This window comes from Neobacillus sp. DY30 (assembly GCF_030123065.1).
Taxonomy (GTDB): domain Bacteria; phylum Bacillota; class Bacilli; order Bacillales; family Cytobacillaceae; genus Neobacillus.
The window spans coordinates 3,159,180-3,171,197 of sequence record NZ_CP126093.1 but is presented as its reverse complement, the minus strand read 5'-3'; the positions used below and the strand labels follow the sequence as shown (position 1 = coordinate 3,171,197).

The window sequence follows — 12,018 nt, the reverse complement described above, 5'->3', positions numbered from 1 at the left end:
GTTGTAGAGTAGAGAACTGATTTCAATGAGATAGCTTACGCTATCCTCATTTAATTTCAGCTCCCCCTCATCAAACCGTACGTGAAGTTTTCCCTCATACGGCTTTCCGATGTTCTTCTTTCTTGTGCTTTACGGTTAATTCCGTGCTAGCTTTACGATTAAATAATTTACTTCATCCTGAATAGTCTTTAAGTTACCATGTTTTCTTCTGTTGTTCTTTTTCTTATTGTAAAAGAGTGTGAGCCTTTCAAGCACATACCAGTCAATCTGATTTAGCCACTTAAATGCGATTGGTGAAATCTTGTAATAGTTCTTATACCCTTGCAGTATTCTATTTAATCCTTTTACCAATTCCTTAATGTCTAAATATAACTTGGTTCTTGGCTCTGTAAATGCCTTTATCTTTGCTCTCATCTTTTTCATGGCATTCTTCTTCGGAATATGAGCCATAGCGTAAAAGGGTCTTCCCCCTTTATTATGTACTTCGAATTTACGATTGTGGAAACCTAGGAAATCGAACCCCTCTTTATTATCAAACAAGTGGACTAGTCTTGATTTGTCCCGATTAATAGTCAAGTCTAGCTTTTTCATAATAGCCTGTAATACTTGTATACTCTCAATCGCTTGTTGTTTTGTTCTTGTTAATATTACAAGATCATCTGCATAACGAACTAGTTCTCCTAGGTGATGGAATTTCTTTAACCAGAGCTTGTCCAATGTATTTAGATAAATATTCGCTAGTAAAGGAGAAATCACTCCTCCTTGTGGTGTCCCCGTTAGGGGATTTCTAACATTACCTTCCTCCATTATCCCAGCACGTAGCCATTTTCGAATTAACTTTAGGATTCTGCGGTCATTGATTTTCTGTTCTATTAATTTTAACAACTTTTCTTGGTTTATGTTGTCAAAATACCCTTGAATATCAACGTCCACTACCCATGAACTTCTTTTGCTTGCCTCTCTTATGCTAGCCATTGCTTGGTGTGCATTTCTTTTTGGGCGAAAACCAAAAGAACATTCTTGAAAATCAGCTTCAAATATCGGTTCAATAACCAACTTTGTTGCCATTTGTACCACTCTATCTTTTATAGTCGGAATCCCTAATGGTCTCTTCTTTCCATTTTCTTTTGGAATATACGTTCTTAGTACAGGGCTTGGATTATATTTATTCTCTTTTAGCTGAGTATACAGCTCATTTAAGAATTTTCTTTCCCCGTAGTTAGTAACGATTTCTTCAATCGTTTGTCCGTCTACTCCTCCACTACCTCTCTTTCTTTTTACACGCTTCCAGGCTTCTAGTAATATATCAGGTCGATAAACTTTATCATATAAAGCATGAAACTTACGTTTCGGATTCTCCTTGGCACATAGATATAGTGTTTTCCAAAGTTCTTGAGCTTTTACATCGGTGTAGTTAGCTAATTTCATAGCATTCACTTACTCTTACCTCCTTTAAACACATGAACAAAGTAGAGGTCCTTCCCTACATCATGTTGTGTTGTCATGATAATCATTGGTACTATGACCTCCTCCGACTCCCTCTTTACAGTCCACCATTTCGCAATTGCTTATAGGCTTTCTCTTTCCTTAACCGTAAGGGTAAAGTAGGGTCTCCCCAGTTCCGAAACTTACTTTCTTTACATGTCGTTCCCCATACCCCGAGAGATTCTTGAGTGTTGTTCCAAGTTCTACACACCTTCCATGGTCTTCGCCCTTTGTCGCAAGGCTCGACTTCTCCTTGTCCTGTTTCCAGGTTGCTCTTGACGAGGCGGCAGGATTCACTTTATGTTACAACCTGTAAAGTTGCTGGCACAGGGCTTCAACCTTAGGATTACTCCACCAGCTGCCTGTCAGCTACTAGGCGACTTGGTTCTTACCTAGACTGGACTTCCACCAGTTAGCAATTAACGGCTTGCCTGGGCACGCCAACAAAAAGAAGCGTTAGTCCTTCTTGGATAAACGCACCCGTTAGTTTAATTAGTTATGATTTTCAAGATGAATAGTCACTAGAATAGATAAAAATTTTCTCAAAAGTGTAAAAATTGTCGAACGATTACTGAGTACACTTTTACTTCCATATTGTACAATTAGGACAAGGTTTAGGTTCCCAATATCTGGAGGTTTATAATGAGAAAAGTGAAAGTATTGATTCTGACGGTTGTGTTTCTTTTGACTATGGCTCTGCCAGCAATGGCGCAAAGCAATTCTTCTGTATACAAAGGCTCTTTTCAAGGTGCTTCATTCTATGGTTCAGAAGGTACTTTCGATACCTCTGTAGACCTTTCTACTAACTTTGAAGATAAGGATTCTTACATCCTCTATTACCAAACCTACGATTATGAAAAAGACGAATACTATTATGGCAGCGCTATAGTACCAGCCACCAATGCGATTTTTGACGTTAACAAAGGTATGGCTAAAGTTAATACGACAGTAGATGTTTATAAAGTTGATTTCACTTGCGATGAAGAAGGAAATTGCAATGGCGATGAAACTCCAGCCGGTACTAAGTCTATCAATCTTGCCTGGGCATTCAATCCAAAGAGTTATTCTACCTCTAAATACTCTGATAAAAATGTACAGATCGATTTCGACCAGTACATCAAACTTTCTAAGGGTACTTTCAAAAATTACAATAATGTCTTGGTTTCCGGAACCGTTGCTGGTAAGACCACTGATAGTTTTGAGTATTCCGGTGCCAATGTATCCACCGGTTCTTCTTTCGTAATAATTGAGTAAACAATCCGCTAACAAAATCCAAAAAACCTAAACCCTAATTGAATATGTACATAGAAGGAAGGTTAATTATTAACCGACCTTTTTATTTTGTTGATAGGACCACAAATTCGTTCCATTGAATTACCAGCCCATTTAAAATAGGGTCGGCGTAGTGATTCCATCTTTAACTCTTGCACCCGTTACTTTAAGTACAACACTTCACAATCTGCTTCGTTAATCAAACTAAAATAGGGCGATGCCATGTCAAAACATCGCACCCTTTTGTTGAAGAAGAAACTCAGATGTTATTTGCAAACGCACTACCTAATGCTTGTTCTTATTAACTATTTGCATAAAGGTCATGAGCAAATCGTGACTTTTCCATAACTTTTTATTTATTAATTATTTCTTTTCGTTCTACCATTTGAGGCGGTTCTTCCATCCATCCGTTATTAATCATAATCTTTGCACCTTCATGGGCATATTCGAAAATATCTTTAGTAAAAGCAGTATTTTTTGCTGCCAAATCATTCCGTAAACTAAAAGCAGTTCCTAAGGCATTGCCTCCCATAGAAAAACTACAAAACAGACTGGTACAATACATCATGAGCTTATCGGAAAACGGAGGAACTGTTGAACGAGTCGCATTTCCACCTGAGGGGGAAGGAATTTGAATCCCATCCTCTAAAAATGTTTCACTCATCTCTTTAATAATACTTTTGGCGAGTTCTGCACCTTTTGTAAAAAATTTTTTCACTTCTGATTTATTGGCACATTGAGCAAAACCAGTAATCATTTGTAACCCAGTCACATTTGATTCAATACCATGAAAAATATAAGCAACCTCTACCGTATTTAAGGTTCTCTTGTTACCAATTTTAGTAAATGGGTTAAGTCCACCCAAATAGTTTGTTTCTTTAACAAACTCAACTGAGTTGGGCATAGAAACATATGGAGCCCTAGCCAACATCCCTTTTTCAATCAAATATTGTGTACAAGAATTGTAATATGCTTGGGTAATTGCGGTAAGTTCCTTAAAAAGCATGACAATATCTTCACGATATACCATGTTTATATTTAGTGTATGCAACCCCATACTAATTTCTTTTAGTAACCGTACAAACATGATGTCAAAACCATTATCATATAACTTGGGTACATCTTTGTTAACATCTTCAGTAGTAAACCCCACTGGGATTACAGCCCCTTCACTTTTGAAAATGTTTGTTATTTTGCCAACATAAATGTCGATTTCATTGTACACATCAGTCATGATTTTTTTGGCTTTTTCGTCGTCAGCTTTTTCAATAAAGTATTCAAGCATTCGCAAAATCATCGTTTTCTCTTGGTATGTAAGCCATAGAACTCCTAGTTCGGATGAAGTTATTGCAGCTTTATCAGGCATGCGGCATTCCTCCTATATTTTTTCTTCTTTATTTTGCTCTACAAATGATACAATATCCGAAAATGGGTTCCCGTAATTTACCAATTTGATCTAATTATTGTAATATTATTATTTCCTTTAGCTAGAATATTTCAATGTTGTATTTAGGAAAATAAACTTACCTGGAAAAATTCATTGAAGAAAATTGGAAGAAATTTTGATAGAGGGATGTAAGAACTACCCCCTCCCTAAATAGATATAAAATAGTAAAAGAAAAAGTGATAGAAGTGAATACCAATGATAACAAAAGATGAGCTTGAAAAAATCCTTTGGAGTATTGCTTTACCTGGGTTTGCTCAAATTCTGAACAAGAAATTTTTCAAGGGATTACTTTTGATTGGATTAGAAATATTGATTAATGTCCAATCCAACTTTAATGATGTAATTATTCTGAGTTTTCATGGGGAAATTGAAAGAGCCATTGGACAAACGAATTACCAATGGTTGATGTTTTATCCTTGTCTTTATTTTTTTGCGATATGGGATGCTTATAGTGATGCAAACGGTAAAAAAGTATCCTTAGCGTTTCTTCCGTTCGTGTTTTCCGCTTATTTAGTTACAGTAGGGCTTATTTACTCAGCAACATTTAAAGTATACGGAATGTTACTCGGACCTATTTGGTTACCAATGTTGTCATTACCCCTCGGAATACTGATTGGAATTTTTTTGAGATATATGCTTTTAAAATTTATATATCGTGCCAAGGAATCTTAGGTACATTAGCACAAAGAAATTAGTGAGTCTTCAATAAAAAATAAACGCCAAAAGTTTAATTGGCGTTTATTTTTTATTGAAATAACCTGCACCGAACACAACAAGAAAAAAGATCGCCGCAGCGACCTCATCTTTAACTCTTGCACCCGTTAAATTAAGTGTAATACTGCATTATCTTTTGAAAAGATTCTAGACACAGAAATATTTTCCACCGCTGTAAATTAAATAGTTATAGGTTATTTATTTGCTTAATACAATCCCTAATAGTATCAATGACTACCATTGGCTCTGATAATTGCGGGAAATGACCGCTGTTTTCTGCAACAATATGTTTGCTATTTCGTGACAACGATAGTAATTCTAATTGATTTTCTAGTCGCTTTTTTCTAACTTCCTCTGGCATCATTCGATTTTCTTGTCCACCTGTAATTACATAAACAGGTATTTCAGGAAAATCGTCTAATTGATAAATTTGATTCACAGTTTCTTTGACAAAATTAACTTCATTCAATTGTTTATGGGAAGACAAGGAATCAAACATTGTGAATACCTTATTAATTGCCTTTATTGTTCTACCTTGATATTCATTAAGACTTAAATCTCTCGGATGACTGGATTCTAGGAAGACAATACCTGCTGCTTCGTTTGGGTATAGTCGGGCATACAAATTTGCATATAAGCCACCTAGCGAATGTCCAACTAAAATGAATGGAGGTTCAAATCCCGCTATTGTTAATGCTTCACGTAGAGTTCTAACAATCGTTAACCCATCTTGGGGTTCTTTCGGTTTATCGCTACCAGTAACACCAAATCGATTATATGAAAATACTGATGATGATTCTGAAATTTTTTGTATTATTTTCATCCAACCTTCTATTGGTCCCGAACCACCGTTAATCAAAACTATATTTGGTTTCCCATTCCCACTAATATTATATTGTAACTTCCCTCTTGATGTTTCCATTTTATATTTGTCAATTTTCAATGGTAACACCTCACTTTGTTTAGTTCTCCTTAGCCTTATTTACGTTTTTAGTAAGCAATTGGTTTCATAATAATCCAGGTCAAGCTCCTTTTATGATTCCTTATTCAACTAAACTGCAACCGTTAGTGAAACAACGAAAAAAGGCTGCCGAAGCAGCGAAATCATTATTGAGCTAACGCATGCGTTAGTTGAATAAGAAAATTTAATTTTATATCGTAATGATTTATTGACAAACTTTACTTGTTCAACTAAACTACCCGATTAAAAAAAGTTGCGGTAGCAGATCAATCATTATTTTAACTTAAAGTTTACTGTAGACTGAGATGTTAATCATATTTTATTAATTGACCTATCTATTCGATAATTAGAGGAAGATGAAGTTTAATAAGAAATGGAAAGGTTCTTCAAGTCGAAGAACCTCTAAGAATTTATGTGTTATATATGGTTACGAAGCAAGGTCCACCGTCACTTACAGAAAAATGATAATAAGTAAATATTTAGTTACTAATTAGTGTATTCTGGAGGCGATTTGCTTCTGCGATCACTTTTTCTTCATCGATCGTTAAACATCTGCCGTTCTTTACAATTGCATTCCCATCAATATAGACATCGCATACATCGCTTCCGCGTGCCGCATAAAGTAAATGTGAATATGCTGTACTAATTGGTTGTAGATGCTCCTTATCATAAGGATAAATTGTTATAAAATCTGCCTTCTTATTTGCTTCAAGAGAGCCCGTATGCTCCATACCAATGACTTCAGCCCCACCCCGAGTAGCCAAGGTTAACGCAGTTTGTGCAGAGAATTTAGTAGCATCTTTATAAATCCCTTTTTGTAGTAATGCAGCAGTTCTAACTTCTTCAAACATATCAAGATTGTTATTAGAAGCTGTGCTATCTGTTGCAATACCTACTTTAACCCCAGCTTGTAAAAGACTAACAACATCCGCAATACCTGAACCTAGCTTCAAATTACTAATTGGATTGTGAGCAACTCGTACATCATATTGCTTTAAAATTGCTCTCTCTTCATCGTTAAGTATTACACCATGAGCCATTACTGTTAGTTGATCAAAGATACCTAATTTGCGAAGATGCTCGACAGGTCGATTTCCATAACGAGTTTCGATGTCTAAGATTTCGAAATCAGTTTCTGATACATGGATGTGTATCATTAACTCATTTTCCTTTGCAATTCGAGCGGTTTCTATAAGTGTTTCCGGGGTACAAGCATAAGGGCTATGAGGTGCAACCATAGTTGTTAGACGCCCACCAGCAAACATTTTATAGTTTTTAGAAAACTGCTCTGCACTCATAAGATTCATTTTCTGCTCTTTTTCTGTGCCGAAGCTAAAAATCGAATAAGAAAAGGCTCCACGAATTCCTGTTTCACTAATTGTTTCCATTACAGCGCTCGGTTCAATACCGATAGGATTAAACATATCTGAGAATGTAGTTGTTCCCGACTTTAACATCTCCAAAATGCCAAGTTGTGCACTCACTGAGGCAATCTTCGTTGTAAATTGTTTTTCAATTGGCCATATTTTAGTTTCAAGCCAAGGCTTTAGCAGCATATCGTCTCCAATACCACGTAAAAGAGTCATTAAAATATGAGAATGGGTATTCACGAGACCAGGCATAACCCATTTACCTGCAAGATCGACTACTTGGTCTACATCCGTCAGTAGCTCTTCAGAACGTTCGCCTATATAGGAAATAAGTTCATCTTGTACAACCATCATACCGTTTTTAAAGATTCGATTCTCCTTATCCATAGTAAAAAAAGTAGCGTTAACATAAATTGTTTTCATTTTAATTTCCTCCTAAATCGTTTTTGAACATTAAAATAAGTTGATTTTTCAAAAAAAAATCCTGATTACGAAGAAAAATGTAAAAAATACATTTTTTTCGTAATCAGGATTTTACGGTTCCTGGTAGAGACCCTCATACCATATCAATGAGGTTATACAATCGATTTATGCTTTTATATAGTCAAATGATAAGTGATAAATGAGCAAAGTTCAACATTTTCTATAATTTGGCATCCTTATTAAGCTGAGCCATTCTGTTGATCTACCTTGAAAATAAACTTCTGTGACTCAAACTAGTATATGTGATTAACTTCTAAATATAGAAATGGTTATCAAATAACTCATATTGAACTAACGCCCCCGTTACTTTAATTACATTTCTTCACATACTTAACTTTTATTTCAGAAATACTGTTCCGTTTGTTCATTAAGAAACAGAGATTTTTATATTCGCTCATAACTCATTTACATTCCCAACTACCCTTTGCCAAGGAAATCATTTCATTGGATAAGATGGAATAAAATAACTTATAACGGAGCAAATGCATTCATCGTAGGGGCTGACTATTGATAGGGGCTAATCCCTTAATGGTGTACTTACCCTAACTGTCGTTTAAATGCTTTACTGGCGAAGAAGTAAGCGATGACCATGATACCGACGCACCAGGCAAGCGCGATCCAGATATCGTTGCCAACAGACCCTTCATACAAGAGGGTTCGAATCGCATTCACGATTGAAGTCACGGGTTGGTTCTCAGCGAACGCACGGACAATTTTAGGCATGGTTTCGGTAGGGACAAAGGCCGAACTGATAAACGGCAGGAAAATCAGCGGATACGAGTAGGCTGTCGCCCCTTCCATAGACCCCGCTGTCAATCCGGGAATGACCGCCAGCCATGTCAGCGCCAGCGTAAACAACCCGAGTATCCCAGCTACTGCGAGCCAATCCAGGATACCAGCACTGGAACGGAAGCCCATCAAGAGCGCTATAAGGATAACCACCACGACAGTAAGCGCATTGGAAACAAGCGAAGTCAACACGTGAGCCCACAATACCGATGAGCGCTTGATGGGCATGGTAATGAAACGCGCCATCAGTCCGCTCTTTACATCGTTAAACAGCCGCAAGGAAGTGTAAGCGACGCCGGAAGCGATAGCCATCAGCAAGATTCCCGGCAATAAATAATTGACGTAGTTATCCGCACCTGTCTCTATGGCGCCGCCAAATACGAAGACAAACAGCAGCATCATCATAATCGGCGTAATCGCCACCGTAATAATCGTATCCGGGCTGCGCATGATGTTGCGCATTAATCGTCCTAGTATTACCCCTGTTTTGCTTTTCATTTACATATCCTCCTTTTTGCCGATGATCGCGAGGAAAATTTCCTCCAATGTTGGCTGCTTCTCGATATACTCCACTTTCGTTGGCGGGAACATCTCTTTGAGTTCTTTAAGGGTACCGGTCGTGATGATTTTTCCGCCATGCAGGATGGCGATATGGTCAGCCAGCTGTTCGGCTTCCTCCAGATACTGGGTCGTCAGCAAGATGGTCGTGCCTCCGCCGGCAAGCTCCTTGACGGTATCCCAGACTTCAATCCGCGCTTCGGGGTCAAGCCCTGTCGTCGGTTCGTCGAGAAAAATGACTTCTGGCGTCCCAATCAGGCTCATGGCGATGTCAAGCCGGCGCTTCATCCCGCCGGAATACTTATCCGCCCGCCGGTTGGCCGCATCGGTCAGGCTGAATCTTGCTAGCTGATTGTCAGCGACTTGAGCGGGATTGGAAACTCCTCGCAACTTGGCGATCATCATCAGGTTTTCCCTTCCTGTGAGCATGCCGTCTAAAGCTGCGAACTGTCCTGTCAGGCTGATGCTCTGGCGAACATGATCCGGTTGACGCTGGACGTCAAAGCCGCAAATACCGACTTCGCCGCCATCGGGCTTCATCAGCGTCGAGAGGATGTTGACCGTCGTCGTCTTGCCCGCTCCATTTGAGCCCAGCAGGGCGAAAATTTCACCACGCCGCACCTCAAAATCCACCCCCTTTAAGACTTCCTTATCTTTAAAGGATTTTTTTAACCCTTTTACAGAAATCGCTGCATTGCTCATACTTTTTTCCTCCTTTTAATAAGCGCAGCAAGGCGCTAGATCGACTATACTTCACTACTCTGTCTGACTGATATTCTGTATTACTTACTACTGGATTAAAAATATAACTGAATAGTGAAGGTGACACATTTCATTTGTAACCAGCTATTCAGTCGAAATTATCTATTGAATTTACTTTTTTCCAATCGCTTCATGATACGTTGATTCAAATCTTCACGATACTTGTCGACATACGTTTTAGCGGTAGCCACTATTTCGTCGGAAAGGGAGCCAAGTCGTCCCCAGTGACGGTTTGCGTGGTTAGTGTCGATGCTAGGCGAAACTCCACTTGGAATTCACCGTTAGCCACGACCAATCGTATCGTTCAACTTCTTACGATATTTGTCCTTCCATGTTTGCTCATCCTTCACCAAGTCGTCGCAGAAAGCAGCCACGTCCTCTCCCGTAAGGTCAATGACTTTCTTGCCTTCCGCTGCTCCTTCCTCGAAGAGGTCGAGAATGCCGACAAAGATACGGCTGCTGTCCTTCCAGTCGGTGGGACCACCACCAGCAGTCCACATATATTTTTGGATAGCTTTGTAAGCGTTGCGGTACTCACTTGGAAGTGCCTTCGCACGTGCCTCCATCTCCCTCCATTCCCGCTTGTCATCCAGACTTCCGATAATTTTTTCAAAAATATTCATTTTACTTCTCTCCTTTTGTTATTTTTTTAGTCTTAAGTTCGTTAATTTTGCTTGAGATGAAATCCCATTTTTTCCAAAAAATCTCACGCTGCTCTTGACCTGCTGAGTTTAGTGTGTAAAATTTTCTTGGCGGTCCCATAGTGGATGGCTTTTTCTCGATGTCCACCAGATTGTTTTTCTCAAGCCGCATGGTGATCGTATAAACTGTGCCTTCAACCACATCAGTGAAGCCAAGTTCTCGCAGCTGTTGCGTGATTTCATAGCCGTAAGTTTCGCCACGGCTGATGATTTCAAGCACACAACCTTCAAGCACCCCTTTCAGCATTTCAGTGATGTTTTCCATTCTTTACCTCCATTTATATTTTACCTATATTTTTTCAGTACTCTGTAACACAGGTATTTTGTGTTACTGATATTTAGTATTACTGACTACTAGTATATAGTATTACCAATTAGCGTCACTTGTCAATAAAACTTTTCGTCAAAAAAGCCCTAATTACAACTCCAAAGGATTTTTTATCAAATTTGGCTTAGACTTTAGCCAGACACGTGATTACTCTCAAGAAGAGCTAAATAATTTAAAAATAATTGGTAATGGGTTTGATGACCAAGAACTCGCTCATTTTCGAGGACTGATTTAAAATCTCAATGACATATTTCATCCTTCGAAGTCATAATTTGTTCTTTTTTTCTGCAAACTTTTTGGACATTTTCTTTCTATAATCATCTTTGTAAATAACAATTTGGAGGAATCAAGATGAAGAAAATCATTGCAACTACTGGGTTTCTAGTTGTTCTGGCATTTAGCAGCTCAGCACTTGCTGCTGGAAGTGATGTCGCCCATTGTGCCCAAATGGGAGAAAAGGGAATTTCACAAAAAGCCAAGGAAATGACTAAGGGCGTTTCCGAATGTGCTACTATGCCTGATTGCCTAATGAATAATTAGGATTACAAACGTAAAAGCCAGGGAACCACTTCCTGGCTTTTACTGTTCACAGTAACCACAATATGAAAAATGACCACCGAAATGGCAGCTGGTTCCTCAGCTCTCGTATCCGTTAGCTTAATAACATTTTTGATTTTAAGTCTATAATATCTACCAACTCATCTATGGTTCCAAAGCACTTTTCAATTTCAGGTAATTGATAAAATGTACTAGTTGTTTCAAGGTTGTCTACTTCTTTGTTTGGTGAATAAAGATAAATTTTTTTGTTATTCCCAATAGCAATACCTAGTTCAATATGGCTTCCTTTTCCTGCTGGTAATAAAACTACAACAAAATCAGATTCTATTACAGCATTTTTCTCCTTTTGACCAATCGCCTTTAGTTCTTCCAAGGTTGTTACGTTGCCATTTACAGTCCAATCATATGTATGGATAAATCCTTTATCTTTTAACTTTTTACTAACATATCTAACTTTTTCTATATTTTTAAAGCTAGATGCTATATAAAATTTCACCATATCTCCCCCTTTTTTATTACAATTTTAACATATATCTTTACACCTCTTATTAAACTATCCTGCACGTTAGTTCAAGAACAAAAAGGATCGC

12 protein-coding genes, 1 pseudogene and 1 riboswitch are annotated in these 12,018 nt (G+C 38.1%); of the genes and pseudogenes, 3 read left to right on the top strand and 10 right to left on the bottom strand.

Annotated elements, in window-relative coordinates; all coding sequences use genetic code 11:
* Positions 1-135 precede the first annotated feature (135 nt).
* Entirely contained in the window at positions 136-1,428 is a 1,293-nt protein-coding gene (gene ltrA / locus QNH29_RS15255) for a group II intron reverse transcriptase/maturase (protein ID WP_283865585.1), read from the bottom strand.
* Positions 1,429-2,127: 699 nt separating this feature from the next.
* Between ltrA and QNH29_RS15250 the strand changes: the two genes are divergently transcribed.
* The gene (locus tag QNH29_RS15250) at positions 2,128-2,739 is read left to right on the top strand and encodes a hypothetical protein (protein ID WP_283860250.1); all 612 of its coding nucleotides are present in this window, start codon (positions 2,128-2,130) and stop codon (positions 2,737-2,739) included.
* A 370-nt stretch (positions 2,740-3,109) separates the two neighbouring features.
* Here the strand turns inward: QNH29_RS15250 and QNH29_RS15245 are convergent, their stop codons facing one another.
* The gene (locus QNH29_RS15245) at positions 3,110-4,123 is read right to left on the bottom strand and encodes a DUF3231 family protein (RefSeq protein ID WP_283860249.1); all 1,014 of its coding nucleotides are present in this window, start codon (positions 4,121-4,123) and stop codon (positions 3,110-3,112) included.
* Between the two features lie 276 nt (positions 4,124-4,399).
* Here QNH29_RS15245 and QNH29_RS15240 point away from each other — a divergent pair, with 276 nt between their 5' ends.
* Positions 4,400-4,876: a hypothetical protein gene (locus QNH29_RS15240; protein WP_283860248.1), complete on the top strand. Its 477-nt coding sequence runs from the start codon at positions 4,400-4,402 to the stop codon at positions 4,874-4,876.
* A gap of 229 nt (positions 4,877-5,105) precedes the next feature.
* Here QNH29_RS15240 and QNH29_RS15235 read toward each other — a convergent pair whose 3' ends face one another.
* The 7 genes and pseudogenes from QNH29_RS15235 to QNH29_RS15205 form a co-directional block, all read right to left on the bottom strand.
* Positions 5,106-5,840, bottom strand: a complete 735-nt coding sequence (locus QNH29_RS15235; protein WP_283860247.1) for an alpha/beta fold hydrolase — start codon at positions 5,838-5,840, stop codon at positions 5,106-5,108.
* A 518-nt stretch (positions 5,841-6,358) separates the two neighbouring features.
* Entirely contained in the window at positions 6,359-7,672 is a 1,314-nt protein-coding gene (locus QNH29_RS15230) for an amidohydrolase family protein (RefSeq protein ID WP_283860246.1), read from the bottom strand.
* 80 nt (positions 7,673-7,752) lie between these two features.
* Positions 7,753-7,852, bottom strand: a riboswitch (purine riboswitch).
* A 417-nt stretch (positions 7,853-8,269) separates the two neighbouring features.
* Positions 8,270-9,019 (bottom strand): ABC transporter permease, encoded by a 750-nt coding sequence (locus tag QNH29_RS15225; protein WP_283860245.1) that lies wholly within the window; start codon positions 9,017-9,019, stop codon positions 8,270-8,272.
* The gene (locus tag QNH29_RS15220) at positions 9,020-9,781 is read right to left on the bottom strand and encodes an ABC transporter ATP-binding protein (protein ID WP_283860244.1); all 762 of its coding nucleotides are present in this window, start codon (positions 9,779-9,781) and stop codon (positions 9,020-9,022) included.
* 158 nt (positions 9,782-9,939) lie between these two features.
* Positions 9,940-10,070: pseudogene (locus tag QNH29_RS15215) on the bottom strand (DUF1048 domain-containing protein); the annotation flags it as partial.
* Between the two features lie 52 nt (positions 10,071-10,122).
* Positions 10,123-10,464: a DUF1048 domain-containing protein gene (locus QNH29_RS15210; RefSeq protein ID WP_283860243.1), complete on the bottom strand. Its 342-nt coding sequence runs from the start codon at positions 10,462-10,464 to the stop codon at positions 10,123-10,125.
* 1 nt (position 10,465) lies between these two features.
* A complete protein-coding gene (locus tag QNH29_RS15205; protein WP_283860242.1) occupies positions 10,466-10,807 on the bottom strand; it encodes a PadR family transcriptional regulator in 342 nt (113 codons plus the stop codon).
* 414 nt (positions 10,808-11,221) lie between these two features.
* Between QNH29_RS15205 and QNH29_RS15200 the strand changes: the two genes are divergently transcribed.
* Positions 11,222-11,410 carry a hypothetical protein gene (locus QNH29_RS15200; protein ID WP_283860241.1) on the top strand — a complete coding sequence of 63 codons (189 nt, stop codon included), beginning with the start codon at positions 11,222-11,224 and terminating at the stop codon, positions 11,408-11,410.
* Between the two features lie 112 nt (positions 11,411-11,522).
* On the opposite strand, the gene QNH29_RS15195 is transcribed toward QNH29_RS15200, so the two are convergent.
* Positions 11,523-11,927, bottom strand: coding sequence for a TIR domain-containing protein (locus tag QNH29_RS15195; protein ID WP_283860240.1), 405 nt, complete (start codon positions 11,925-11,927; stop codon positions 11,523-11,525).
* Positions 11,928-12,018 lie beyond the last annotated feature (91 nt).